Here is a 26,611-nt window from a genome sequence, read left to right on the forward strand (position 1 = left end):
AATAAAAATCTAGGACGGATTAAAAGATGAAAAAGAAAACATTAGTCATGGTCATGGCTTCATTTTGTACGAGCCCACTCTATGCAGCAGCATTTGATCGAACAGGACAATCAATTTCTGCATTTCTACAACCCGGTAATTATTTTGAGGCAAGTTTATCTGTTTCAGACACTTCGTTAGAAGGACAAGAAGCAGGTACAAACCCAACCCGTAATAGTATTTCTGATATTGCAAACTCTGATTATCGTCCCAGTGCAGCTTTGAAATTACAGGTAGCATCTAAGTTTTCATTTGGCTTTCTTTACGATCAGCCCTTTACTTCCGACTCAGAATATTATGGAAATAACAGCTTTGTTGCTAAGCCGAGTGATACGATTTTAGTACCAGGCATTGATTCAGCAACACTTGCCCAAAAGACCGGTAGAGAAGTCGTAACAGGGAACACCAAATCGAATTTTGTTATGCAAAATTTTAGTCTGATATTTGGTTATCAACCGGATAAGAACTGGAACTTTTATGCAGGTCCTGTTTATCAGACATTTAAAAGTAACGTCAATTTAAGAGGTCAAGTTTTCAGTTTATATAATGGCTATGACTTTAATGCCAAAGAAGTTGGAGATTGGGGATGGCTGGCAGGATTTGGTTATCAAATTCCCGAAAAAGCCATAAAAGCCTCATTAACCTATCGTTCAGAAATTATGCATGAAGTGACTGCCAATGAAAATGCGCCATTGGTTGATATGTTAAGTACGCAGCAAGGCCGTGATTTTCTTGATCAGCATTTGGCGTATATGGTTTCTATAGGACAACTCACTGAATCGCGGAAGGATGCACTCAATCATATTGTTGCGGGCTTACCCGAAGCAGGCACATCAGGCTCAACTAAGTTTAGAGCGCCAGAGTCAGTGAATTTGGAATTTCAGACCGGATTACGCAAAGGTACTTTATTGTTCGGTAACGTGCGTTGGGTTCACTGGAATGATTTTGAGTTTAAACCGTATCGTTTTGGTGAAATCTCAGAAGTTGTTGGGGTTCTATCAACGCCAAGTCGTCCAAACGGTTTTAATCTGGTTCGTTATTATGATGATCAATGGTCTGCCAATCTTGGGATTGGACAACGCCTAAGCGATAAATGGTCGGGTTCAGTTTCTGTAGGTTGGGACTCGGGAGCAGGTGAGCGCGTGTCCACAGGTGGGCCAGCTAAAGGTTATTACAGTGTTGGTCTTGGTGCGCAATATAGTCCAACTTCAAAATACTTTATTTCAGGTGGAATGAAGTATCTATGGCTCGGTGATGCTAAAGGACAGCTTGGTGCTCAAGCAGGCAGTGAATATTATGTGGGTGAATATAAAAATAACTATTCAATCGGTTACGGTTTGAAAATTGGTTATAAATTTTAATTCAACTATTTGATGGATCGCTTAGTTATATAAACAGTTTATTTCTGTACGAGAGTAAGCAGATTAAGAGATTAAAGAAAATATAAAAAGTGGAGTAGGAACAGTTCCATTTCTCCCTCTCATAAAAGGACAATAAGATGACAAAACAGATCTGGTTAGATGAATATAAGCAATGGAATATAGAAAGTACGATTACATTGCCGGATGAACAAACTTCACTTCTCGATTTTTGGGACAACAGTTTTAATAAGTTCTGGCAAAGAAAGGCTTTTATATTTGCAGACCAATCTTTTTCATATGCTGAAATTGATTTATATAGTCGACAAGTAGCAACATTCTTGCAAAGTTTAGGGCTAGAAAAAGGTACACGTGTTGCCGTGATGATGCCCAATATTATTCAGTACCCAATTATTTCACTTGCCGTCATTCGTGCAGGTTACATTCTGGTCAATATTAACCCCCTCTATACAGCCCGTGAGTTAAAGCATCAATTAAATGATGCAGGCGCAAAAGTCTTATTTATATTAGAACAATTTTTACCTGTTTATGAGGCGGTTAAAGAGCAAGTGTCGGTTGAGCAGATTATTACTACCACCATGACTGAAATGTTAGTCGAGCAACCTACTGAATTAGACAGCTTAGATTCTAAAAAATACGCTTTTAAGCAAATCTTATTGAAGACAAATGCCCAAGACTACATACGTCCTAAGCTTATTCTTGAGGATACTGTGCTTTTACAATATACGGGTGGAACAACAGGTGTCTCCAAGGGCGCAGAATTAACCCATAAAAATATTGTCGCCAACTTATTACAAAACAATGTGGTTTTTAAAAGCTATTTTGGTGATCGAGATGCTTTTGAAGATGAAATAGCAATCTGTGCCTTACCGCTTTATCATATTTTTGGTTTTACTGTCTGTTTATTGCACAGTGCAATGAATAAAGGTTATGCCACTGTTTTGGTTCCAAATCCGCGTGATTTAGACGCTCTCGTACATTGTTTTGAAAAATATCGTCCTACGGTTTTTCCTGCTGTAAATACTTTATTTAATGCACTGCTTCATCATGAAGGCTTTAATAAATTGGACCACAGCCGTTTAGAAATTACCACTGGCGGCGGTATGGCAATTTTGAAATCCACTGCCGATGGATGGGAAAAACTGACAGGACGTATTATCCGTGAAGGATATGGCTTATCAGAAACCTCTCCTGTTGCGACCTTTAACCCGCCAATCTCTAATACTTTTAGTGGCACAATCGGTATTCCTGTACCGAGCACGGATATTGCAATTTTGGATGATGAAGGTCATCAATTAGCACCCGGTGAAACTGGAGAAATTGCAATTCGTGGCCCGCAGGTCATGAAAGGTTATTGGAATTTACCTGAAGAAACGAAAGCGGTCATGACTGCTGATGGTTTCTTTAGAACGGGTGATATTGGCTTTATGAATGAAAAAGGCTATACCAAAATTATTGACCGTAAAAAAGACATGATTTTAGTTTCAGGCTTTAATGTTTTTCCGAACGAAATTGAAGAAGTTTTAGCCCAACATCCAAAAATTTTAGAAGTCGCCGTGGTTGGCATTGCAGATGAAAAATCGGGTGAAGTGCCGAAAGCCTTTATTGTCAAAAAAGATGACTCTTTATCGGTTGAAGAAATCCAAATCTATGCAAAAGAAAACCTGACTGGCTACAAACAACCGCGCTATATTCAATTTATCAATGAATTACCCAAATCGAATGTGGGTAAAATTTTAAGAAAAGAACTAAAAGTTTAATAAGAACTTTTAATTAAAAACATAAGCGTATGGGACTAGAAGCTCCATAAATAAATGAAAAAAGGAATGAGATTATGGGTTCAGGATTAATTACCGTATTTTTACCAATTGCACTCGCAATTATTATGGCTGGTTTGGGTCTAGAGTTGACCATAAATGACTTTAAACGCGTGCGACAACATCCAAAAGCCGTATTTATCGCATTATTTTGCCAACTGGTTATTTTAGTCGGTATTGCTTTTATTATTTGTAAGGTTCTTGCTTTACCACCAATGCTTGCTGTTGGATTAATGCTCCTTTCTGCATCACCGGGCGGGCCAACAGCTAATTTATTTAGCTATCTCTATAAAGGTGATATCGCTTTAAATATTACTTTAACGGCTATAAATTCGGTCATTGCTGCCTTTACACTTCCATTAATCGTGAATTTTGCAATACAGCACTTTATGGAAAATGGACAAAACGTAGGATTGCAATTCTCTAAAATCATACAGGTTTTTCTTATTATTTTAGTTCCCGTTGGGATCGGGATGTTAGTCCGTCATTTTGCGCCGCATACGGCTGAAAAGCTCAATAAACCTGTGCGTATCTTTGCTATCGTTTTTCTCGTATCGATCATCATACTAGCAGTTGCACGAGATTATCAAAATCTGATGACGTATATTGGACAAATTGGATTGGCAACTTTACTGTTCTGCGTATGTAGTTTAATGGTTGGCTATTTTGTTCCAAGATTATTGGGAGTAAATAGCTTTCAGGCAAAAGCTTGCGCGTTTGAAATTGGAATTCATAACAGTACCTTAGCCATGACCATTGCTTTTACAGTAATGGCAAGCAGTATGGCCGCTATGCCAGCAGCAGTTTATTCATTATTTATGTACATTGTTGCTGCAATCTTTGGCACATTGTTAAATCGTCTAGAAAAGAAAGACATCACCCAAATATCACCTAAAACGTACTCAAAGAATCTTCAGTAATATCTGGCAGATAAAGGTATTTAATTACCACCAGATGTTGAGAGTTTGAAATAAAAGAGGAGGCTAATACCTCCTTTTTTAGTCTCAAAATTTAAAATATTTATGGCCGAGTAAGCGCAGTCACAATAAAAAGAAAGCGTTAGAGTGCTGTTATAAAAGCAAATTGTTAAGCCAATATTTAAGGTTTTTCTTAATTATGTAATTAAATGAAAAACAATAATTTAATTAAATAATTTCTAGCCAATTTCACATTGACAGCTCAAATATTGAAGATTACCATTTGCGGGCTGGCCTACATTGCCAGTCGGTTTTGACGGACCGTTATTTGAACCACATCAGGATTATTTCTTCTGAGGAGTAGTCTTGTGTGCACACCTCGTTCCCTCCCGTAGCGGTAGGGCGGGAGTGGGACACCTTCGGGTGTGCTGGAGTTCAAACCAGTCCGTCAACCTGCTTCCGTTCTGCCACCATAATTTATAATGTTTCGGCAGAACTCCCAAAAGAAGGAGTTGGCTATGCACATTCATAAATTATTGGCAGTCACTGTCAAAATCTATCTCGACACAACTTAAAGTTTTAAACCAGTTTGATGAGCTATAGGCTTTTCAGGCTTTAAATCATTACGTCTAAAACTTAGCAACAATAAAACTTGAGATGTGCCAAGCACAGTCTTTACGGCTTTGCTGTGCCTTTTTTTCTCCCAGAAAAGGCACAGGCTTTTTAATCTCTTTTAGCAACAACAAGAATTTATAACGGTAAAACGATGCCAACTTTAGAAAGATCTTCCAAAAAATTACAGGTTATTCATACTGCAATAGAGCTATTTAATATCTATGGATTTCACAATACGGGCGTGGACTTAATCGTCAAAAAATCCAAAATTCCTAAAGCCACCTTTTATAACTACTTTCACTCAAAACAGCGACTTATTGAAATGTGCGTATCCTTTCAAAAAAGTAAACTCAAAGAAGAAGTGCTGGCAATTATCTACTCAAGCCGTTACCGAACCTCAAGCGATAAACTCAAAGAGATTATTGTTTTACATGTCAATTTTAATAGCCTGTACTATCTATTACTTAAAGCCATTTTTGAAACTAAACACATTTACCCGCAGGCCTACCGCATAGCGCTTGAATATAGAAAATGGCTGCTTAAAGAACTTTTTGATTTAGTTTTTAGTTTAGAAGCTCATGCATTAAAACCCGATGCCAATTTGGTTTTAAACCTAATTGATGGCTTGATGTTCCAGATTTTAAGCTCAAAGAGTTTGGAGGAAAGGGATGTGGTGATGGGGAGGTTTTTTGGGGTAATATTTGATAATGTTTAATTCTAAATTTTACTCACTAAAGGTTAGAGATTAATTTAAAGTTATAATTGTAGATCATGAAAACTAAACAAATAATTGAAGGGGTTTTAATGCAAGATGTGAGGGAAGGTTTATTAATACTTGAAAATAAAGAAGTTGAGAATATTGCTGAAGTCTATTCTTTTGAACAAATTAGAGAAATACTTATTTTTGCTCTATCAGATAGTACTTCAGAATATTGGACAATATTAGCTCTAAACCTATTGAATAAAAAATCCGAGTATATTTCTGATGAAATAATCTTAATACTTAATAAAATAGCAAGTATGACAAAAAGATATACACAAAAAACTAGACATGAAGCATTAAAAATATTTAAAAAACAACTTGGAAATATTAATTATTGAGTCTATATGAATTAACTTTTCAAAAATATAGTTGTTAATTTAACATAGGAGTGGCTATGTATAGATTGGATATACCGCAGTGAAAAGTATGAATGAAAACTACGTTAATCTTTTCATAGTGTTGGAGTTTTATTGTGCAGAATATTAAAATGAAAGATGACTCATGTCATTTTTTTACTGAGCAAGATATTACAAGTAAGCAAGTTATTAAAGTTTGCTTTGATATATCTGATTTTGAAGGAATTCAAGAAGTTTATGATTTTTTTGGTGATAAAATATATGGAAATAATCGAGAATATTTGAATGATATTCATCCAAATACAAAACAATTTGGAAGGAATTTGTCAGCATTTCATGATTATTTAAGAGGGTATTTGATCGGTATTTTTTCAGAAAAAAGAAATGAAATTTTATCAATAACTATAACCAATAACAGAAATAAAAATGTTGATGATGATTGGTTGGATTTCTTTAGTATAATTATGCAAACATTTTTTGATGTACATAAAAAGATAAAATATGGAATTTATATGGACTTGAATTTTTCAAGAAGCATTATGGCTAATATGATGGATTATTTTAGTTTTTTAATTTCTGATTATCATAATAGGCCAAAAGACGAGCTGGATGAGAATGGTAATTATGTGTAAAAGTTTTTAATTTGGTATACTAAGTTGTGAATATTTATAGATCTATTTTAAGGCTTCCCAATCTATAAGGTACTTTATATGAGTAATTTGGTGACTATGCTTTCTTCTATTAAAGCTGAAAAAAATTATTTTATTGAAAAATTAGAAAAGGTTAATGGATATTCAGAACAAGAAATCGCTGAAATTGAGAAATTAAATAATATTTCTGTGCATGGTCAATTGAAAGAGTTGCTAACAACTATGGGTAAATGTTCAGGAGGGTTGATTTTTGGTGATGATTTTTACATATACAGATATTATAGAAATGCGGGATTTAATATACAAAGGCAAAAAAATTTAATGGCTGATGAAGAACTTGCTATCAATTATAGAGAGAGTGGTGAGAAATTAGATTTAGCTGAAGAACAATATTTTGAGATTTGTGGTGAGAATGAACATGCTAATATTTTCTTCATGTATACAAAGGATATTAATGATATTGTTTATGAGTGGGATGAAAATAGCAATACAGTAAAAAGATTTGGAACACTATTTGAGTACTTAATTCGATACAGAAAGAGATTAGGTTCATATTCGTCTCAAGGCACAATTCGAGGTGATGAAGATCCTACTTTATTCGATGAGTTAACAACAGGAAGATTATTGCTTTCTAGCTAAATTAGAAATAATACAACTTTATTTGTAAAAAGTTTTACAAGCTATATATTAAAACTATCTTATGAATTTTAAATAATTTTATTCCGAAATATTAGTTTTTAAATTTATAATTATTAAGTTAAATATTCTTAAGAAATATTTTCTTATATTGTGAAACCTATTGAGATTGCCTGATGAAAGAAATAAGAGAATTAAATAAATTATTAAAATGTTATAAAAAATATAGTATTGGAAGTTTAATTCATTCATTAAAATTTGATCAAAAATACATACTAGATACCTTAGATGGGGAAGATATACTTTTTCCTCATCATATAGTTAGTATGTCTATATCTTATGCCCAATTGGCATTCTTAAAAATTGAAAATAATAAGGCTGATATGGATGCTTTAAATAGTTTAAATCTTGCCTTGATGTATGCAGAGGTGGGAAGAGCATTACAATTAAATGATTTTAAAATAAAACCTTCAGATAAAATGAATGTACATGAGTTAAAGAAGTATTTTTCAGAATTTTCTGCACTACTTTTTTGGGCAATTCTATTGAATAATAAAAATTTAGCAAAGAAATTAGCGCGCCAAGTGGAGTTTTGTTTACAACAAAAATTTCTATCTGATTTCCCTTTAAGTTATGACTATTTTTCATTATGGGCTTATTACAAATGGATTAATGAAGAATTTACATTAGAATCAAAGATAGATGGAAAATTTAAAGATTTGATAAATAATTGGTCATGTGACACAGTATTTTTAGAACCATTACTCATAGATATAGCAAATTTACACTGCGAAGAATTAATAGATAATGATTTACGTAAGTATCCTCCAAAATTTATTAACCCTCCATTCACTTTATTGCCACTTGAAATTCATGTGATTAATAAATTACGTGCATTAGATAAATTAGATGAAATATCTTTAAATCATCCTTTAATGAACACTCATTCAGCAAAAAATAAAGAATTTGAAGTGATAAGTGATGATTTGCTTGAAACGATACAGATAAATTTTTTGTAGCTGAATCAACCTACTCAAAAGTTTGGTTGCAAACAGATGGGGGTACAGGAGGATACAATGGCATGAATTTATATATCTACCGAATATATTGATAAATTTGAATTAATTATAGTCATTACTTAGAAATGGCTATGTATAGATGGGGTATACCGCAGTGCAAATTATGATTGAGCCATCAGTTCTTAGAACCAAATCTCCATTTTTTATTATTGCTAAAAATTTCCTTATTTTTGGATTGCTTTGGATTTTATCTTTATTCTTGTATAGTGTTTTTGACTATGAGTCATATTCTTCCCTATTTATTTATCTAATTAGTTTCTATGCTAATTATTTTTTTGGATATTTAATATCTAAACCTATTGTTGCAGACCTTGACTCAAACACTCTTAATCGAGTTAAGTTTTTAAGCCTTATATTTTTTGCTCTTTATTATGTAATAATACCTCTACGGTTCTTTCTATTTGAAATTCATGATGATTTATATGGTTTTAGACTTGGATTTGGACTCGTTTTTCCATTCTGGACACTAACTCCAATTTTTATCACTAATCTGAAGAGTAAGTTTTATATTTATTTATGTGTCTTGCTATGCGCTCTAGAAGTAATTTTTTGGGTAATGTTTTTTAAAATGAGTAAGTCTGAATTTTACAAGAGACCTTCATCTGTTGCTATGTTCACAAGTTCTCTTATATTCGCCTTAACTTTTCCTTGGTATTTATTTTGGCTAAGAGAAATAGACATCAATAAATGGGTTTTACCATTCTTTTTTAAAGAAGATAGATTTATATCTAAATTAATATCATGGGTAGCAATAGGACTTGGTAGTTGCTTTATGTTTTTATTCTATCTTTTCTTCTAAAAATGAATTCTAAAAGGAGTACCTATGAGATCTTTACATCAGGTAGCAGCTAGTGAAATAGCGGTAGTACCTTACTATCTGAAAGGGTATCAGCAACATGGCTTGCAGTACGGTATAAACGAATATGAAAGAGCTGAACCATTAGGTGCGCAATGTACAAATTGCCATATCATTCTATGGATAACAGGTCGTAATGATCCTATTTTAAATGAGACAAAACCTAAAAATATTCCAGATAGCGGGCCTATTTATCGTGAATATATTCAAGATAATCTAAAAAGGTTTTTAAACTCTTTACCTTCATGTCCACATTGCTATCAACAAGCCTATGATTTATTTATAAATAGTACAATTATGCCGAGATATCAAAATGGGGACTACTATTCATTAGAAAGTGATCTAGGTCCTAATGAAGAAATGTCAGCTAAAGTCAAAGATATATCAGTGTGGTGGTATGGTGATGAAGCCGAGGCTAAAAGACTGAGTTTGAAATTGTTATAATATTTTTAAATATATGCTTGATAATCAATAAACTATTACTTATTAAGATTTTGCACATAGTAGAATTACAGTCTTTTTATTAACAAACGAGACACAAAGAGATGAAGTTGTTTCCAATACCTGCTGATTTTATTAATGAAAAGGTGAACCTTTCATGGTGTGATATCAAATGGGGCTATGAAAATAATCTTCTTACTTCAGAAATACCAATAAAAAAAGCAGAAAATAGTTTATTAACGGGGGACTATACTAATGCTGAACTTGAGTTGTCATTCCTTATACCCACTGAGTCAAATGACATCAGTTCTTTTATTTATGAATTATGTCCAAATTTTAAAGAAGATGAATATGAGACCATCAGTCAAAAATGGTTATATGTAATTCTTAGCTGGCTCTGGCTTAATCGAGAAAGTTTTGAAGATCCTTTAGATGAAGTAGAAAGTATTTATACAGATTTTGATTGTCCAGCCGAAATGGATAATTTTATTAAATATATGCCTCCTACAGATGGATATAATCCATCATTGTATTCTTATGCAGAAAATATTAATCGCTTAATGAAGAATTGGGAAAATTACTTACAAAAAAGTGCTCTAAAGTACAAATAAAGCACTGTGTGATTTATAACACTTAAGAATATTAGGCAAATTTTTTAAATAGTGGAGAGTCTTCAAATGCTACAAGATATTGGGGATCAGTATCCAAATGGCGCAATTAATAAAGAAATTATTGAAAATTTTGCAGCTACCTTAGAAGTTATATTTCCACCAGAATATGTTGAACTTATTTCTCAACATGATGGCATCTATCCTGAAATTTCTAGCTTTGATTATGTTGACACTGATGGTGAACTAAATATCAGTACAGTAGAGTTAGGAGGATACTTGCATGAACCTAGAATAGAAGGGATGCAATTTCCCGAAGGCGATGATGACTATGAGGGAAAGTTAATTAGCTTTGGATCTACACCTGGTGGAAATTTTATTTGTTTCGATTACAGATTTCCTTGGATCAAAGATCAACCTAAGATTGTGCTTGTTTTACATGATGAATTCTATGACTTTGGAATGAATGAGGGTAAAAGAAAGGTTCTGTATCTAGCAGATAACTTTGTGCATTTTATAAATTCATTACATGAATTTATTGAGTATTAGCAATCTACGATAGTTTTTTGATTTTTAAATAATAATTTATTTAACAGTGCTCAATAGTTGAAAAATAACAATTTGGAGACAGAGCGATTGGTAAAGTAAATATGAAAGGCTAGTAATGATTTTATATGTTTGTAGTTATGTAGTAAGAACCCCATTTTTTTCAGAGAAAAGAATAGATTTAAAAGAAATGGGTTGGGAAAAATTATCAAATATAATTAAGAACGTTTTTTATTTTGGAGGTAGTGTCATTATTCATAAGACAGACGCAGATTATTCTGAAGAGTCTGAGCGATTAGCATATAGTGATATTGATAGCTACAGCATGGTTTGTGATTCTAGATATGGTTATTTGTTGGGATGTAGTATTAGTGAAAATGAAGAATATCCTGCTGGTACTTATTTACGTCTTGTGAACAGAGCCGCTAAAAATCCTGATGAAATTTATATTTTTGAACCCCATGAAGATGAATGGAAAGCAAAATATGTTAATCAAGATTTAGAATTATCATTAAAATTATTTAAAGATATTTACGAGGATGGCGAATTATCATTTGAGTCAAAAATAATGTTTGAGTAGCTAAATAAGATTTAAAAAATTAATAGCAAAAATGTAGTATTTCCAATCTCATTATATTGTTGGATATTTGGGTGACACAGTTGTAGTTATGAAATCCTAAGTGTTTGAAATAATTAGATTGTAGTGATAGAACTTCTGAAATTGAACCTGTGCAAGGTAAATACTGGATTGCTTTATAGTGGGCTAAGTATAACTAAATTGCACTTTTGGCATTAGAGAAAGTTCACGAAGATATGGGAGTTTTTTATTTTACACATTGCTTAAAAAATATACATAAACCTCCCTAAAACGAGTTGGAACACTACAAACGCGAATGATACGTTAAGTTTCACTCTTCCCAATAAGTGAGGTGAGCAATGAAATTGTTAGCTTTGATTAGTATGGGAGTTGCAGCGAGTTATTGGTATAAAACTATAAAAGATAGCAAGCCAACTCTTCTAAAACCAAATTTTGATGAAATAGTAAAAAACTTTGTATTAGCAGAATTTAACGCATAATACATACCGTTAATTTTAATTAAATAAAAAGCTCATCGGAAGGTGGGCTTTTTATTGTAGTGGTTTTTATTTATTTTATTGTTGACTGTTAAAATTTAAAAATATATTTTGTCTTTTTTGTTTTTTAATTCAACGAACTAAGAAATTATGAATAAATATCTTATGCTAACTCTTCTTGCAGCTTCTACTCTTTCTTTGACTAGTTGTGCACAAATGTTTCCAGCTCAAGCTACTAAACTTGAAAATGGAAACTATATGATTCAAACCACTTCTAATATTTTAGGTTCTAATGAAGCAATGGAAAACAAAGTAAACAAAAAAGCTGAAACCATTTGTGCTGGTAAAGGCTTTAGTGAAATAAATAATAATCATCAAACTCATAGCCAACAGATTTATACAGCTCAAGTAATTACAACAGGTACCTATAAGACTTTCAATAAGACGATTAAATGTAATTAACCACTTTTACAGATTGCAATTGAACCCACTTCGGTGGGTTTTTTTTAAGGTAATTTTAATTTGCCGAACTTCTTACGGTTCAAGAGGCTTACTTTTATTTAGTCTTGGTCTTTTTATCTTTGAACATTGGTGTCATAGTTAAGAAATTTAAAGATATTTAAATTTATCATAGTGTTATTATAAGCAAGTTCAATATTAATTAACTGTAATATGGATTATATGAATAAATTGCATAAGAATGAATCTCCAGAAATGATTCTAGCTTTTGAGAATGCTATAGGTACATTTAAATATTTTTGGCGTGAACTTTATTGGGAATTTCGACGAATTATTCCTGCTTTAGAACTGGCTTATGTGAAGTGTGCATTTATCCAAGAAAACCTTGAAGATAAAAATGAACCTTTAATTGAGTATATGTGGATTGATCAAGTAGATTTTGATGGTAGTACAATTTCAGGAATTTTGTTAAATGAACCTTATATCATTGATAATGTGCAAGCTGGTGAAAGTGTAAGGCTTCAATTTGAGTCTATCGTTGATTGGATGTTTTTATCTAATGGCACTGTTCATGGTGGGTTTACGATTCAAGAACATCGTAAGACCTTAAATGCATCAGATCGTAAAGAATATGATGAGGCATGGGGGATTGATTTTGGTAATCCTGATGAAATTTTTCTAGTTTATGAGCAGAAAAATTGTCCCGAAAACCTAGATGAACACCCCATGTGTAAGAATATTTTGGATCAGTTTATAAATATTATAAAGACAGACCCTGCAATCATTACTGAAAAAGATGAAAGTGGTAATCAATTATTACATCGTGAAGTTATAGCGGGTAATTATTTATTTGTTCAAGAGCTTTTAAGGTTGAATACGAATAAGTTGGAGGTAAATAATCAATCAATGACTCCTTTAGATTTGGCTCATAAGATGGGTTGGACCAATATTGTAAGTTTACTTAAGTAGCTTTGAATCTAGCCCTCTAATGGAGGGCTTTTTTGTTGTGATGGATCCTAAAATTACTTTACTGAAGAAGCCATCTAATTAGATGATCGATTTTTTAGTCATGAAAAAATAATACAGCTCAAAGAACGGCGTGTTATGGTATGTAAACACCTCCAAAATATGGATTAGATATGTCAGAGAATACAACGAAATGGCTTTGTGTAGGTGGTGTACTAAGTGGAGAATGGAGAGAGCAGCAATTAGAAGCTTTTGATGTTGATCCTAATGATTTAAATACTCATAGTTATGAACCAATGAAACTTATTAATCCTGTTACCAAAGCAGAACAGCACTTTTATGTATATACGGAGTTACAGGAACAGGCATATGATAGGGCAATAAATTTTGCCTTATATAAAAATCAATAAGGATGAGAGAGCACTTAGGTGCTCTTTTTAATGAGTGGGTAAGTACTGGTTAAGTAGAAATACAATTAAAAAAGCCCCTCATATCTGAGAGACTAGTCATATCAATTTTCTGGAATGAATGGCTGCAATTTCTTAAAATAACTAAACAAATCAAATTGATAAAAGTAGTTAATAGTATAATAAATCAGTGCACTAATTTATTCTTAGTAGTAGCAGGACCTCAAAATAACTTCCAAGGCACTGTTAATAAGAAATTATTTGTTATTTGGATCAGGTTGATCATTATTCTCTGGCAGATCTTTTACGGTGCCAGGAACTTCTGATGGTTGAGTTTCGGTAGGTGGTTGTGTTGCAGAATGCTTATTCATTTGGGCTTTAATGACATTAGCGTTGTTAGTTGTATTTTGAGAAAAACTTTTAAAACCTGACATTTTTATCTTCTTATCTTCACTGGGGAAAGTTCATACTACGCTTTAAATCACTTTACATTACGGTTGTTTTAAGACTGATATGTGTTGATATGTCATAGAAATGGACTTTATTTCGACTGTATATTTCGTAAATAAAATCAATTATATGTAACCTGTTGAGTCTTATCCTTTAAAACTTGAAATTATCCTATCTCAATTTCAAGTAGGGGTACATAAAGCACACATATATAAATTTTCTCAAGGTACAGATGATTAAATTTTAAAAATTAATTTAAATTAGTTGCCTACAAAATATTGATAGTATAAAAATTTTGTTAAGCATAATATGTCTAATTAAATTGGAGCATATAAATGCTAAAAGACATTACAATTATTGATTACCAAGGAAAAGAAACAAGGGCACAGGCAAACTATACAGAGGAAAATACTAATAGAATCAATCATTCATCTAGAGTTCAGAGTACTAAAGTTGAATATATTTTGTTAAGAGGTGAATTTATTTACCCTACTTTAAATATGGTTTTCAACAGTTCTGATGGCAACAGCTATTATATAGAATATAAATGACTTACTTCTGTGTTTTTTTTATGAGTGATTTTATATATAAAAAGACCAGTTAATTGATCTCTTTTACTCTATTTAAAAAATTAATTCTGCCAATACGGTGTGTCTCCATAGATTTCAGCAAAATAATCTATCACTGCTCTAATGTTGAGTGGTGGATGACGGACATTTGGATAAATGGCTGCGATATGCTGGGGTTGTGATTTAATCGCGACTTCATATTCAGGTAAAAGCTTTATTAAATCACCTTGTTTTAAAGCTTTGCCAATCAGCCAATCAGGAAATAAAACAATCCCCATACCATGAAGCGCAGCTGTCATTAAGCTCTCGGCATTATTCGATGAAAGTAAGGGGGTAATTGGATAATGTACCCATTCTTTATCAGGCTTTCTCACTAACCAGCGGTTAGGACCTTCAAAACCTTTATAGACTAGGCATTTGTGCTGATTGAGCTCTTTCGGCTGATCAAGAACACCATATTTGGCAACATACCGAGGAGATGCTGCTAAATGATACTTTTGTGTACCAAAAATACGTGCATGAAATGATGAATCAGTCAGCGTTCCAATGCGAAATATTAAATCGGTGCTTTCGCGTAACGGATCTATAAATTCATCGGTTTGTATTAGCTCGATTAAAAGTCTTGGATAACGTTCTGATAAACCCGCCAACCACGGCGCGATATGCCGTTGACCAAAAAATACAGGAGCATTGATGCGGACGAGTCCGGATGGTTCTATGGTTTTATCTTGTAAAGCCTTTTGAGCTTCATCAAATTGTTCAGTAATTCTTTTCGCATATTCAAAAAATAATTTGCCCGATTCGGTCGGTGTAATTGCTCGCGTATTTCGGTAGAAAAGTTGCTGTCCCAACGCATCTTCAAGCTGCTGGATGGTTCGAGAAATCATAGATGCAGATACGTCTTCTTTACGTGCTACATTTGAGAAGTTTTGAGCATTGTAAACACTAATAAAGAAGCGAAGCGTGCGGATATCAATCAAATTTGTTAAATTCATTTGTGCAATTTCTGCAAAAGTGATTCATGAATTATGCTGTTTTTCTGATGAATTGGCTACCTTAGTATTCGTTGCCTAGATACATAAGAGGCAATAATGTAGATGCAAATTCTATTACTACTCCTAACCATTTTAGGGGGAATGGGGCTATCGGTCGAAGCAGGGCTTCTAGGGCCGTTAGGAAAGGAAGTGGGTGAGTTATGGGCTACCTTTAGTATTTTTGGTGTGGGTGCAGCACTTACCTTTTTACTCATGCTGTTTTTTAGTCCACGTAATAGTCCTTCATTTTTTACGCTTCCATCATGGCAATTACTGGGCGGTGTTTTAGGGCCTGCTTACGTCATTATTTTGACCATTACCACTCCAATTATCGGTATAGCCATGACGATGATAGGCATTTTAGCGGGTCAGGTGTCTAAAAGCCTGATCATCGACCACTATGGTTTGTTGGGGACTCCACACCGAAAGGTAGACCGCAAACGAATTTTGGCACTCATCTTTATTGTTGCTGCACTTGTACTTGTCGCAAAAGCATAGGAGACCCGCATGACAATTTTAATGATCCTTCTCGCCGTCATTGGTGGTGCTTTATTGAGTGTACAGGCTGCAATTAATGGTCAACTTGGAGCAAAAGTTGGTGTATTTCGTAGTGCTTTTTTGACTTTCTCAGTCGGTGCTCTAATTACTGCACTCCTTATTTTTTACTTTGAACCAAAACAAACCTTAACCTTGTTAGATGTTCCCAAATGGCAGTTGTTGGGTGCTATGTGTGGAGTGCCTTATATTGTCATTATGGTACTGGCCGTGCAAAGAATCGGAGCCGCGGTTGCTACGGTAGCTGTAATTTTTGGGCAACTTTTGATGAGTATCTTGATTGATAACTTTGGCTGGTTTGGTAATGAAATGCTCCCTTTTTCACCGTATCGATTAGGAGCGCTAATCTGCCTAGGGATTGCTTTAAATTTTATCTATTCAAGTAGTAAAGACAAAAAGCTAGAAGCGTAATAGGGGGCTTAATAGGGAAATTAATATAGGTCTCATTGTTAGTGGTAAAGCCTACTAATAATGAGGCTATACTTCATATTTTAACTACTTTGATAAATGAAAGAAGTTGCTGTCGAGAGATAGAATTAAAATATAAGAAATATGGTAAAGTTAAAAACCTAATTCAATACATTAAAATTGATATCAAGCTATTGTAGGAAAAACATGGTTAAAATTAAACCTCACCCAGCAACAAGCGGAAATGCATCGGCTGATCGCCTTTTAACTTTGTTAACTGCTTTTAGAATAGGTGATAAATCTTTAACCCTAGCAGAACTCGCAGAACGAACAGAATTAAATAAAGCAACCATCATGCGCTTAATTGTTTCGCTAGAAGATTTTGGTTTTGTTAACCGTCTTTCGGATGGTAGATATACGCTTGCCAGCGAAGTTATGCGTTTAAATACAATTTATCAAGATGCTTTAGATCTAGAAAGACATGTGGTGCCGTGTTTACAGCAACTTGTTGATGAAACTGGTGAAACTGCTTCATTTTACGTTAAACATGGGGCATATCGTCTTTGCCAATACAGAGTGAACTCTACCCATCGACTGCGTGTTCATATTCAGCCGGGCGAAGTTCGACCAATGGATGGAGCAGCAGGCGCTCAAGCATTGCGATCAACACACGAACAAGTTTTAGCAAGAACTGAACCTTTTTATTCAACGGGTGTAACGGAGCCACATGCTGCTTCAATGGCATTGCCTGTGTTTGACGCTCAAAATGATGTAGTTGGCGCATTGGTCGTTTCAGGGCCATCAAGTCGTTTTACTGCGGAAATTGCAAAATCTGTGGGGGATTTTTTCTTCAAAATTGCAGATGATTTAACGAAAAGTTTAGGTGGTAAGAGTATTCGTAATTAATTCTAATATTGTAGATATAAAAAAGGGGCTAAATCGTTAGCCCCTTTTTATGTATATTGTTTATGAAGTACTTTGTGGTTGGCTAAACAAAACAGCTTTTTTTCTAGACATAACGAAAACCATAATAGCCGACACAAGGTTTAGTGCTGCAAGTGGAAGTAAGGCAATAGCGTGGCTTCCTGTTGCATCATGAATTGCGCCATAGATATTTACCATCAACCCGCCACCAATCAGATTGGCAAATGCACCAATGGCTGCTAGACCTGCCGCCGTTGTAGTCGGTGACATCCATGAGGATGCTAAAGCCCAGAAAGGACCTTTCATAGAATAAGCACCAATTAATACGACACTGAGTAAAAAGATTGTGCCAATAAGTGAAGACGTGAACAAAGCAATTAATAAACCAAATGAGATCATCAATAGTGTGATTGCTGTATGCCAACGGCGTTCATTTTTACGATCAGAACTACGACCCCAAAAAATCATTGCAATAGAAGCTAGGCCATAAGGAATCGCATTCACTAAACCGATTTCTAAATTACTCAAACCAAATGATTTAATTAATTGTGGCGCCCAAACACTCATTGTACTGCCAGCAGCAGAAGCACCAGAATAAATAATGATCATAAACCAAATATATTTATTCTTTAAAAGTTGCCATAGTGAAATATGGCCAATTGGGGTTTTTTGTTGACGTTCAAACTGTAATCTTTCAACTAACCAAGCTTTTTGTTCGCTATTAAGCCATTTTGCTTGTTCTGGTCGATCTGTGAGTGCAAATAGGCAGGCAATACCTAATAAAATGGCAGGGATACCTTCTAAAATAAATAGCCAATGCCACCCACGCATGCCCATCCAGCCATCTAGCGATAATAAAAGTCCCGATAGTGGTGAACCGATAAAGTTTGCACCCGGAATCGCCACCATAAATATTGCGACCATTCTGGCTCTATAGTTTGCAGGCAACCAATAGGTTAAATATAAAATGACACCCGGGAAAAACCCTGCTTCGGCAGCACCGAGTAAGAATCGCATAATATATAACGATGTAGAGCTTTCAACGAAAGCTGTTGCGGCTGTAATCACTCCCCACGTCACCATAATTCGAGCAATCCAAACTTTTGCTCCAAATTTTTGCATGGCGAGGTTGCTGGGTACTTCAAATAGAAAATATGCAAAGAAAAATAAGCTACTGGCAAAACCAAAAGCAGTAGCTGTTAATCCAAGGTCTTCATTCATTTGTAATGAAGCCATACCAATATTGCCACGATCAATAATAGCGATGACATAACAAAGTGTTAAAAATGGCAGTAATCGCCACGCCACCTTGCGCATTGTTTCACGTTCAATCGCACTCGGTTGAGAGTATTCTGTAGACATAAAAAAATCCTTTTTTATATTCAGTATTTTAATTGTTCTCGCATCTAAAAGCTCAGAAACAATTCAGTTCCATGATTAGCTATTAAGTAACTTCCAGTTAGCGATAGCTCGTGGGTTTAGTAATTGGCCATTCCAAATACTCACAATCTGTTCAAGTGCTAAAAGACCGACGCGATTACGTGAATCTGTTGTGTTTGCTCCTATGTGAGGAGTCACCACCAAGTTAGGTAATTCCCATAGTGGATTATCTTTTTCTGGTGGTTCTGAAGAAAAGGTATCTAAACCTGCACCAGCAATTTTATTATTTTTTAGTGCATCAACTAATGCAGCCTGATTAATTAATTCACCACGTGCTGTATTGATTAAGATGCTTGAGCGTTTCATCTTTTCAAATTGGGCATGAGAAAATAAGTGTCTATTCTCTGCTGTAAGTGGGCAATGTAGGCTAATAATGTCACTAGTTTCTAAAAGTTTTTCAAAGTCGTGTTCCTGTTCTACATAATCGAGCTCTGGCAAATTTTGTAGAAATGGATCATATACTTTTACTTTCATGTTTAAGGGAGCGACTAACTTCATGAGTATGCTACCGATTGCCCCTAAACCAATTAAGCCCAACGTTTTACCATATAGCTCCACACCATTTGCACTTGCTTTGTCCCAATGACCTTCTCGAATACGTTGGTCTAACCATATGACTTGTCGCGCAACATTAAACATGAGTGCAAAAGCGTGTTCGGCAACAGATTGTGCATTTGCGCCTACGGCAATAGTGACAGGAATTTTTCGTTCAGCTGCAGCTTGAGTGTCGATTGTGTCAAACCCAACACCATGTTTTGCAATTACTTTTAAGTTATCAGAAGCAAAAATCATATCTCTAGAAAGTTTGCCTGTTCGCACAATGATTGCATCAGGTTGTTCATCATGGATGAGTTTTTCCATTTCATCTTTTGCCATGTACGGTTCAGTTGGAATCAACTGAATATCATGGGACTGAGCATACAGTAACGCATCTGAAGTTAATGTTGGCCCCGTGATAAGAACTTTACGTTTCATTTTGACTTGCACTCCATTTAAGTATTTTGAGCAAAATACGTCCTTAATAATCCATATTATTAAAACGTCATTTCAAAAAAATAGTCAATAGTAAAAATAAAATTAAAAATTGAGTAAATATTAGTTTAAATTTAATTAAAAATGAAATGACATTTCAAAAAAATGCTGTCATATTAATTTGCACAAGAAAACTGATCTAAGGGAAAAGTTATGGCAATTGGTTTTAGAGTGCTAAAAAACGACAGAAAAGTTGAGCAAAAATGGATTGAGCAATATCGAGATCTACCAGTCGCTAATGTCAGTGACTCAATGAATCGAATGACTTCAGGTGGGGCTCAATTAAGACCAATGCATAAAAAGGGATATCTTTGTGGGCCTGCCATTACAGTTAAGGCTCGTCCGGGTGATAACTTGATGTTGCACTATGCTATTGATATCGCCCAACCGGGAGACGTCATTGTGGTTGATGCTGGTGGCGATCTAACCAATGCATTAATTGGAGAGATGATGGTTGCGTATGCAATTAAGAAAGGTATAGCTGGCATCGTTATTAATGGCGCTATTCGTGATTCGGTTGTCATTGGAGAGGGAGATTTTCCACTTTTTGCGGCAGGAGTATCACATCGAGGACCTTATAAAGACGGACCGGGGGAAATTAATGTTCCTATCGCGATTAATGGAATGGTAATTGAACCGGGAGACTTAATTTTAGGGGATGAGGATGGGCTTTTAAGCGTGCCGTATGCGGAAGTAGAAGACGTTTATCTGAAAGCAAGCGCCAAACATGCCGCTGAACAAAAGCAATTAGAGCAAATCGCCTTAGGTGAAAATGACCGTAGCTGGGTGATCAACAGCTTAAAACAAAAAGGATGTGAATTACCGGAATAAGGTTATTCAAAACCATCCAAGTTCGACGGGAACTAGCGAAGTCAATGATTGAGCTTCGTTAGCCTATCTAAAGTTAATTCAATAATCATTATTTTACTGATTGAAAAATAGGAAATTTCAATTTGGTCTATGTGATTTCGTCTAAAGGAAAAGGACATGAAATATAAAGGGATAATTTCTTTATCATTATTAATGAGTATGACTTTGCAGCAAGCCAAAGCTGAAAGCGAAGATAACTCAGCGCTAAATGAAAAAATAATTAAATTACAACAGCAAATAGATTATCTCATGGAGAGGCAGAACTTAAATCGAAATAACGGATTGAATAAAGCACCTGAATTGAGTCAAAACAAAACATCAAACACTGACAAGCCTGTTTCGACTGATCAGACTAAAATTAAATTTTATGGAAATATACGTGTTGATGCTGCATATGATTTTGAAGGTTCAACGCGTTCAATTGCGAATAAAACAGGGGCAATACCATTAGACAATTCAAACTCAACAAGTAAATCATTAAATGTCTCTGCTGCGACTTCACGTGTAGGGGTGGATATCGTTAAGCCGACCTCGAAAGGAGATTTGGTTGGAAAGTTAGAAGCCGATTTCATGGGAAGTGGTGGAGATAACGGTAATGGTTCGGTTCGGGTTAGACACGCTTATATTTCACTAGGAAATTGGTTAATTGGTCAGACGACTTCACCTTTTGTGAATAGTGATACTGCTCCAAGTTTGGTTGATTTTACAGGTGCAATGGGCACAGGAACTCAGCGTAATGTACAGGTCCGTTATCAGCACATCGTTGACGCCAAACAAAAATTATTAGTCGCTTTGGAAGGCGGGGATGTTGAAAATAAAAATGTAGAAGGTGGAAGCCGTTTTCCTGCATTAACCATGCGATATGAATTTAAAAATCCAGATTTTTTGGTTCAATTACATGGCATGCTTCATGAAAATCGAGCAGTTTCTGACATGAATGAAGAGCAAACTAAACTTGCTTGGGGTGCTGGATTAGGTACAAAGTATAAGCTTTCTGAAAATGACTCAGTTGTGTTTAATTACTATCACATAGCTGGCGATAACCGTTACATGCTTTATTCAAAAGATAATGATGCTTTCTACTTTGATAAAAATCGAATGTATTTAAGTGAATTTGATTCTATTGAGTTAGGGTATATGCGTAAATGGAATGAAAATTTACGCTCTTCTTTGTCTGCTGGTAGTCTTATCTATAAAGATTCAAATTTTTCAGAAAATAACCCTGATCAAAATAAAAGGCTAATCAATGCGAGCGTCAATTTATTTTGGACGCCTGTTGAGAAAGTCGATCTTGGTGTTGAATACACCTATGGAAAGAGAGAAACATTTTCAGATTTAGAAGGGAAACTATCCCGAATCAATTTATTAGGTCGATACAATTTTTAATGTAATCCCAGCCACTTTAATATCAGAAGTGGCTTTCTTTTATCTGAGAAGGGCTAATATTGTGGAACAAATTAATTATGCCAATGCAAGATCACAATTTTCAAAGGTCATGGAAAGAGTGCTGTTAGGTTACGCCGTAAAAATTACACGAAAAGAGAAAGATGCTGTGGTTCTAATTAGTGAAAAGGCATACCTTGAATATAAAAATGCAATGTTTGAGCTCAAAAAATTAAAAAACAAAGATTTTTAACCCGCAACAATCCGCTTCTCAAGCATCTCCATAAAAGTTTTTAAAATAATATTATGATTTTTGCCCTTGTGAGTAATTAAGCAAATGGGTGTACTGTAATACATTTTCTCCTTTGAAACAGCTTGCATAAAACCATCTTCAACCCATTTTTTTGCATAGTGGTCGGGTAAAAAACCTAAAAATTTTCCAGTTAAAATCAGAAATGCGATGCCTTCACGGTCACTTGCTGTCGCTTTACAGTCTAAAAGCTGGTGTAACTTTGCTGCTTCTGGTGTGATCGCATAATTAGGAAGGACCGCTTGCCATGTTTTTAACTCATCTAGATTCATGTTGCTGCACTGGCTGAACAACGGATGATTTTTGCCGCAGTATAAAAATGAACTTTCACTATATAAATCGAAATAGTCTAGACCAGACAAAGGCGTAACAAGTGGAATAACGCCTGCGTGCAAACGGTTATCGAGTACACGGCATTCAATATCTGACAAGGTACTCATACTAATATTAATAATAATTTCGGCATGCTCTTCGGCAAGTTGAGTCAAGGTGTTGGTGATATAGCCTCTAGGCATAGTCACAAGGTTGTTAATAATGCCGATATTAAACTCACCCTTAAGGCGGTTATGCATTTGGTTAACTTTAGAGCGGAAGTCTTCAATGGCTGCCGTAAGCACTTCGATATATTCTAAAATTTCTCGTCCTTCGTCGGTCAGGGCAAAACCTGCACGACCACGTTGACATAGTCGAATGCCAAGACGATTTTCTAAATCACTCATATGCAAACTGATTGCAGAGCGGCTAATACCTAAAATACTTTCGGCGGATGTAAAGCTATGACAGTCGCAAACCGTTTTAAATATTTTAAGTAATTTAATATCAAAATCAGTGACTTGATTTAATTTTTTAGGTTTCATTTAGTTTTGTTTTTTTAAATCTAAACTCAAGATAATTTGAATTTATCAAACTTATCACGCTATGTACACTCAAACCATAATTTGAAAATAAACAGGAATGGTTATGTTTGATACGGATAAATTCAGCGACTCTGAACATACTTTGGACGCGGTTCAAACCAATAATAATATGCATATAAATTATCAGGCACACTGGATGCCTTTTTCAGCAAACAGAAACTTTGCTAAAGACCCACGTATGATTGTGGGTGCCAAAGGGTCGTACTTAATTGATGATTCGGGCCGTGAAATTTATGACTCACTCTCAGGCCTATGGACTTGTGGTGCTGGTCATACGCTTCCTGAAATTCAACAAGCGGTAAGTGCTCAATTAGGTCAGCTCGACTACTCGCCAGCTTTTCAGTTTGGTCATCCATTGTCTTTTAAGTTGGCAGATAAAATTGTTCAGCATATGCCTGAAAAACTACAACACGTTTTCTTTACTAACTCGGGTTCAGAGTCGGCAGATACCGCTATTAAAATGGCACGTGCCTATTGGCGCATTAAAGGTAAACCAAGCAAGACTAAATTGATTGGGCGTGCCCGTGGTTACCATGGGGTAAACGTTGCGGGAACAAGCTTAGGCGGTATTGGCGGCAACCGTAAAATGTTTGGTCAACTTATGGACGTAGACCATTTACCGCATACCTTGCAGCCAAATTTAACTTTTACCAAGGGCTGTGCAGAAACAGGTGGGGTAGAACTTGCCAATGAAATGCTTAAGTTAATTGAATTACATGATGCTTCAAATATTGCAGCCGTAATTGTTGAACCTATTTCTGGTTCGGCGGGTTGTATTGTACCGCCAACGGGCTATTTACAACGTTTAAGAGAGATCTGTGATCAGCATGACATCTTGTTAATTTTTGATGAGGTGATTACAGGTTTTGGGCGTTTAGGAACGTGGACAGGGGCAGAATACTTTGGGGTAACACCAGATATTTTGAACTTTGCGAAACAGGTGACCAATGGTGCCATACCTTTAGGTGGCGTGGTGGCAAGCCATGAAATTTACTCTGCCTTTATGCAACAAGACTTGCCGGAACATGCCATTGAATTTACTCACGGTTATACCTATTCGGCGCATCCAGTCGCTTGTGCGGCTGCTTTAGCTGCGCTTGAAGCTTTAGAAAAGAAGAACCTATTAGCTCAATCTGCGGCGTTAGCACCAACTTTTGAAAAAAAGCTGCATGGCTTAAAAGGCGCACCGCATATTTTAGATATTCGTAATTGTGGTTTGATTGGTGCTTTGCAGTTAGCTCCGCGTGATGGCGATGCCACGATTCGAGGCTTTGAACTTGGTATGAAACTCTGGAAAGAAGGGTTCTATGTTCGCTTTGGCGGCGACACGCTTCAGTTCGGTCCAATGTTTAATAGCACAGAAGCAGATATTGACCGCTTATTGAATGCCGTTGGCGATGCACTTTATCAAGTGAATTAAGGCTTATAGACATTTAAAGAGCATCGGTAACATCTCTAGATGCTCTTTAAAAACCAAATGAAAAATACAGTTTGATCTGAAAACTAATTGTAGTAAGGAGTAACAACAATGACAAATGGCCTTGAAAATTTTAGCTATGACGAAGTCTCAACTGAAAATAGTACGCATAGTGAACAAGCCAAAAAAGTGCTAGGGCATTTCATTCAAGGAAGAATTGTATCTAAAACGGCAAGAAAACAGCCAGTTTACAATCCTGCGACGGGTGAAATTAGTAAAGAGGTTGAAATTGCAGATGCTCAAACGGTAAATGAAGCAGTTCAGGTAGCCGAGCAAGCATTTCCTGCATGGCGCGATACACCAGTCATTAAACGTGCGCGTGTCATGTTTAAGTTCAAACAACTATTAGAGCAAAATGCCGAAAAGATTTGTGCTTTGATTGGGCAAGAGCACGGTAAAATTTCTCATGATGCTCAAGGTGAATTGCAACGTGGTATTGAAAATGTTGAATATGCTTGCGGTGCACCAGAGCTTTTAAAAGGGGAATATTCAAAAAATGTCGGTCCAGATATCGACTCATGGAGCGAGTTCCAACCTTTAGGTGTTGTGGCTGGAATTACACCGTTTAACTTCCCAGCCATGGTGGCGTTGTGGATGTTCCCAATGGCACTGGTCTGCGGTAACTGCTTTATTTTAAAACCTTCTGAAAAAGCGCCTTCTGTGGTTTTATACCTTGCAGAATTATTAAAACAAGCGGGTTTACCTGACGGCGTATTTAATGTGGTGAATGGTGACAAGGAAGCAGTAGATGCCTTATTACATCATCCTCGTATTCAGGCGGTTAGCTTTGTGGGTTCAACACCAATTGCTGAATATATTTACCGTACTGCAACATCCACGGGCAAACGTTGCCAAGCATTAGGTGGGGCAAAAAACCACGCGATTATCATGCCAGATGCCGATATTGATAACGTAGTCACTTCATTGTTAGGCGCAGCTTTTGGTTCTTCAGGTGAACGTTGTATGGCATTGTCAGTAGCAGTAGCCATTGGTGATGAAGTTGCCGATGTCGTGATTGATAAGCTAACTCAAGAAATGAAAAAATTGAAGTTCGGCAACTATGCAGATGCAAGCAACGACTTTGGGCCACTTATTACCCAAGCACATAAAGATAAGGTACAAGCCTATATTCAAAGTGCAGAACAGCAAGGCGCAAAAATTGTGGTTGATGGTCGTGATGCAAAACCGACAGGTTACGAAAAAGGCTTCTTTGTTGGGCCAACTTTAATTGATCAAGTCACACCAAACATGACCAGCTACCAACAAGAGATTTTTGGTCCTGTGTTGCAAGTTATGCGTGTGAATACTATGCAAGAAGCCATGCAACTCATTAATGACCATGAATATGGTAATGGTACTTGTATCTATACCCGTGATGGGGAAGCAGCACGCTATTTTAGTAGCCATATTCAAGTCGGTATGGTCGGTATTAATGTGCCTTTACCGGTACCTGTTGCTTATCATAGTTTTGGTGGTTGGAAGCGTTCATTATTCGGTGATTTACATGCTTATGGTCCAGATGGTGTCCGTTTTTACACACGCCGTAAAACCATTACGCAACGTTGGCCGTCTGCTCAAGTCCGTGAAGCAAAACAATTTTCAATGCCAACTTTAAATTAATTATTGCAACAAGG

At 35.5% G+C, this 26,611-nt stretch carries 31 protein-coding genes; 26 read left to right on the plus strand and 5 right to left on the minus strand.

Features of this window, described 5'->3' with window-relative positions:
• Positions 1 to 26 precede the first annotated feature (26 nt).
• From AAC388_RS08585 to AAC388_RS08665, 17 genes are all read left to right on the plus strand, one after another.
• Entirely contained in the window at positions 27 to 1,400 is a 1,374-nt protein-coding gene (locus AAC388_RS08585) for a long-chain fatty acid transporter (protein WP_130625852.1), read from the plus strand.
• A gap of 137 nt (positions 1,401 to 1,537) precedes the next feature.
• Complete coding sequence (locus AAC388_RS08590; protein ID WP_130625853.1) at positions 1,538 to 3,178, plus strand: AMP-binding protein; 1,641 nt, start codon at positions 1,538 to 1,540, stop codon at positions 3,176 to 3,178.
• A gap of 74 nt (positions 3,179 to 3,252) precedes the next feature.
• Positions 3,253 to 4,155, plus strand: a complete 903-nt coding sequence (locus AAC388_RS08595) for a bile acid:sodium symporter family protein (protein ID WP_032003716.1) — start codon at positions 3,253 to 3,255, stop codon at positions 4,153 to 4,155.
• A gap of 763 nt (positions 4,156 to 4,918) precedes the next feature.
• Positions 4,919 to 5,482, plus strand: coding sequence for a TetR/AcrR family transcriptional regulator (locus AAC388_RS08600; protein WP_342371505.1), 564 nt, complete (start codon positions 4,919 to 4,921; stop codon positions 5,480 to 5,482).
• Between the two features lie 56 nt (positions 5,483 to 5,538).
• The gene (locus tag AAC388_RS08605) at positions 5,539 to 5,868 is read left to right on the plus strand and encodes a hypothetical protein (protein WP_342371506.1); all 330 of its coding nucleotides are present in this window, start codon (positions 5,539 to 5,541) and stop codon (positions 5,866 to 5,868) included.
• Positions 5,869 to 6,002: 134 nt separating this feature from the next.
• On the plus strand, positions 6,003 to 6,518 hold the full coding sequence (locus AAC388_RS08610) for a hypothetical protein (protein WP_213689706.1): 516 nt from the start codon (positions 6,003 to 6,005) through the stop codon (positions 6,516 to 6,518).
• A gap of 78 nt (positions 6,519 to 6,596) precedes the next feature.
• Positions 6,597 to 7,175, plus strand: coding sequence for a hypothetical protein (locus AAC388_RS08615; RefSeq protein WP_064785052.1), 579 nt, complete (start codon positions 6,597 to 6,599; stop codon positions 7,173 to 7,175).
• 173 nt (positions 7,176 to 7,348) lie between these two features.
• Positions 7,349 to 8,191 carry a hypothetical protein gene (locus tag AAC388_RS08620; protein ID WP_342371507.1) on the plus strand — a complete coding sequence of 281 codons (843 nt, stop codon included), beginning with the start codon at positions 7,349 to 7,351 and terminating at the stop codon, positions 8,189 to 8,191.
• A 154-nt stretch (positions 8,192 to 8,345) separates the two neighbouring features.
• Positions 8,346 to 9,050, plus strand: coding sequence for a hypothetical protein (locus tag AAC388_RS08625; protein WP_139111783.1), 705 nt, complete (start codon positions 8,346 to 8,348; stop codon positions 9,048 to 9,050).
• A 24-nt stretch (positions 9,051 to 9,074) separates the two neighbouring features.
• Positions 9,075 to 9,551 carry a hypothetical protein gene (locus AAC388_RS08630; RefSeq protein ID WP_317807865.1) on the plus strand — a complete coding sequence of 159 codons (477 nt, stop codon included), beginning with the start codon at positions 9,075 to 9,077 and terminating at the stop codon, positions 9,549 to 9,551.
• A gap of 101 nt (positions 9,552 to 9,652) precedes the next feature.
• Positions 9,653 to 10,159, plus strand: coding sequence for a DUF2247 family protein (locus tag AAC388_RS08635; RefSeq protein ID WP_068612992.1), 507 nt, complete (start codon positions 9,653 to 9,655; stop codon positions 10,157 to 10,159).
• 66 nt (positions 10,160 to 10,225) lie between these two features.
• Entirely contained in the window at positions 10,226 to 10,705 is a 480-nt protein-coding gene (locus AAC388_RS08640; RefSeq protein WP_064785048.1) for an SMI1/KNR4 family protein, read from the plus strand.
• Between the two features lie 115 nt (positions 10,706 to 10,820).
• Positions 10,821 to 11,282, plus strand: a complete 462-nt coding sequence (locus AAC388_RS08645) for a hypothetical protein (RefSeq protein WP_060466510.1) — start codon at positions 10,821 to 10,823, stop codon at positions 11,280 to 11,282.
• A gap of 356 nt (positions 11,283 to 11,638) precedes the next feature.
• Positions 11,639 to 11,779 carry a hypothetical protein gene (locus AAC388_RS08650; RefSeq protein ID WP_032003705.1) on the plus strand — a complete coding sequence of 47 codons (141 nt, stop codon included), beginning with the start codon at positions 11,639 to 11,641 and terminating at the stop codon, positions 11,777 to 11,779.
• 147 nt (positions 11,780 to 11,926) lie between these two features.
• Positions 11,927 to 12,238: a hypothetical protein gene (locus AAC388_RS08655; RefSeq protein WP_064785047.1), complete on the plus strand. Its 312-nt coding sequence runs from the start codon at positions 11,927 to 11,929 to the stop codon at positions 12,236 to 12,238.
• A 252-nt stretch (positions 12,239 to 12,490) separates the two neighbouring features.
• Positions 12,491 to 13,204 (plus strand): DUF2314 domain-containing protein, encoded by a 714-nt coding sequence (locus AAC388_RS08660; protein WP_342371566.1) that lies wholly within the window; start codon positions 12,491 to 12,493, stop codon positions 13,202 to 13,204.
• Between the two features lie 170 nt (positions 13,205 to 13,374).
• On the plus strand, positions 13,375 to 13,611 hold the full coding sequence (locus tag AAC388_RS08665; RefSeq protein ID WP_342371508.1) for a hypothetical protein: 237 nt from the start codon (positions 13,375 to 13,377) through the stop codon (positions 13,609 to 13,611).
• 254 nt (positions 13,612 to 13,865) lie between these two features.
• Here the strand turns inward: AAC388_RS08665 and AAC388_RS08670 are convergent, their stop codons facing one another.
• On the minus strand, positions 13,866 to 14,042 hold the full coding sequence (locus AAC388_RS08670; protein WP_171071502.1) for a hypothetical protein: 177 nt from the start codon (positions 14,040 to 14,042) through the stop codon (positions 13,866 to 13,868).
• A gap of 351 nt (positions 14,043 to 14,393) precedes the next feature.
• Here AAC388_RS08670 and AAC388_RS08675 point away from each other — a divergent pair, with 351 nt between their 5' ends.
• The gene (locus AAC388_RS08675; RefSeq protein WP_032063368.1) at positions 14,394 to 14,609 is read left to right on the plus strand and encodes a hypothetical protein; all 216 of its coding nucleotides are present in this window, start codon (positions 14,394 to 14,396) and stop codon (positions 14,607 to 14,609) included.
• A gap of 80 nt (positions 14,610 to 14,689) precedes the next feature.
• On the opposite strand, the gene AAC388_RS08680 is transcribed toward AAC388_RS08675, so the two are convergent.
• A complete protein-coding gene (locus tag AAC388_RS08680) occupies positions 14,690 to 15,622 on the minus strand; it encodes a LysR substrate-binding domain-containing protein (RefSeq protein WP_342371509.1) in 933 nt (310 codons plus the stop codon).
• Between the two features lie 102 nt (positions 15,623 to 15,724).
• On the opposite strand from AAC388_RS08680, the gene AAC388_RS08685 reads away from it, so the two are divergent.
• From AAC388_RS08685 to AAC388_RS08695, 3 genes are all read left to right on the plus strand, one after another.
• Positions 15,725 to 16,159: a DMT family transporter gene (locus AAC388_RS08685; protein WP_001166490.1), complete on the plus strand. Its 435-nt coding sequence runs from the start codon at positions 15,725 to 15,727 to the stop codon at positions 16,157 to 16,159.
• Between the two features lie 9 nt (positions 16,160 to 16,168).
• Positions 16,169 to 16,627, plus strand: coding sequence for a DMT family transporter (locus AAC388_RS08690; protein ID WP_342371510.1), 459 nt, complete (start codon positions 16,169 to 16,171; stop codon positions 16,625 to 16,627).
• Between the two features lie 204 nt (positions 16,628 to 16,831).
• Positions 16,832 to 17,530, plus strand: a complete 699-nt coding sequence (locus AAC388_RS08695; protein ID WP_002113797.1) for a helix-turn-helix domain-containing protein — start codon at positions 16,832 to 16,834, stop codon at positions 17,528 to 17,530.
• 60 nt (positions 17,531 to 17,590) lie between these two features.
• Here AAC388_RS08695 and AAC388_RS08700 read toward each other — a convergent pair whose 3' ends face one another.
• Together AAC388_RS08700 and AAC388_RS08705 are read right to left on the minus strand one after the other, a co-directional pair.
• Complete coding sequence (locus AAC388_RS08700) at positions 17,591 to 18,910, minus strand: MFS transporter (RefSeq protein ID WP_005074254.1); 1,320 nt, start codon at positions 18,908 to 18,910, stop codon at positions 17,591 to 17,593.
• A 75-nt stretch (positions 18,911 to 18,985) separates the two neighbouring features.
• On the minus strand, positions 18,986 to 19,975 hold the full coding sequence (locus tag AAC388_RS08705; RefSeq protein WP_342371511.1) for a hydroxyacid dehydrogenase: 990 nt from the start codon (positions 19,973 to 19,975) through the stop codon (positions 18,986 to 18,988).
• Between the two features lie 198 nt (positions 19,976 to 20,173).
• Here AAC388_RS08705 and AAC388_RS08710 point away from each other — a divergent pair, with 198 nt between their 5' ends.
• From AAC388_RS08710 to AAC388_RS08720, 3 genes are all read left to right on the plus strand, one after another.
• A complete protein-coding gene (locus tag AAC388_RS08710; RefSeq protein ID WP_342371512.1) occupies positions 20,174 to 20,851 on the plus strand; it encodes an RraA family protein in 678 nt (225 codons plus the stop codon).
• 156 nt (positions 20,852 to 21,007) lie between these two features.
• A complete protein-coding gene (locus tag AAC388_RS08715) occupies positions 21,008 to 22,276 on the plus strand; it encodes a DcaP family trimeric outer membrane transporter (protein WP_342371513.1) in 1,269 nt (422 codons plus the stop codon).
• A gap of 61 nt (positions 22,277 to 22,337) precedes the next feature.
• The gene (locus tag AAC388_RS08720; protein ID WP_057070874.1) at positions 22,338 to 22,526 is read left to right on the plus strand and encodes a type II toxin-antitoxin system Phd/YefM family antitoxin; all 189 of its coding nucleotides are present in this window, start codon (positions 22,338 to 22,340) and stop codon (positions 22,524 to 22,526) included.
• Here AAC388_RS08720 and AAC388_RS08725 read toward each other — a convergent pair.
• Positions 22,523 to 23,440: a LysR family transcriptional regulator gene (locus tag AAC388_RS08725; RefSeq protein WP_342371514.1), complete on the minus strand. Its 918-nt coding sequence runs from the start codon at positions 23,438 to 23,440 to the stop codon at positions 22,523 to 22,525. The two genes, AAC388_RS08720 and AAC388_RS08725, sit on opposite strands and share 4 nt — an antisense overlap.
• Before the next feature lie 97 nt (positions 23,441 to 23,537).
• Between AAC388_RS08725 and AAC388_RS08730 the strand changes: the two genes are divergently transcribed.
• Together AAC388_RS08730 and AAC388_RS08735 are read left to right on the plus strand one after the other, a co-directional pair.
• Positions 23,538 to 24,920 carry an aspartate aminotransferase family protein gene (locus AAC388_RS08730; RefSeq protein ID WP_342371515.1) on the plus strand — a complete coding sequence of 461 codons (1,383 nt, stop codon included), beginning with the start codon at positions 23,538 to 23,540 and terminating at the stop codon, positions 24,918 to 24,920.
• A gap of 108 nt (positions 24,921 to 25,028) precedes the next feature.
• A complete protein-coding gene (locus AAC388_RS08735; protein ID WP_342371516.1) occupies positions 25,029 to 26,597 on the plus strand; it encodes a CoA-acylating methylmalonate-semialdehyde dehydrogenase in 1,569 nt (522 codons plus the stop codon).
• Positions 26,598 to 26,611: the final 14 nt, after the last annotated feature.

Source organism: Acinetobacter sp. D009 (genome assembly GCF_038562025.1).
In the GTDB taxonomy this organism is placed as follows: domain Bacteria; phylum Pseudomonadota; class Gammaproteobacteria; order Pseudomonadales; family Moraxellaceae; genus Acinetobacter; species Acinetobacter pittii.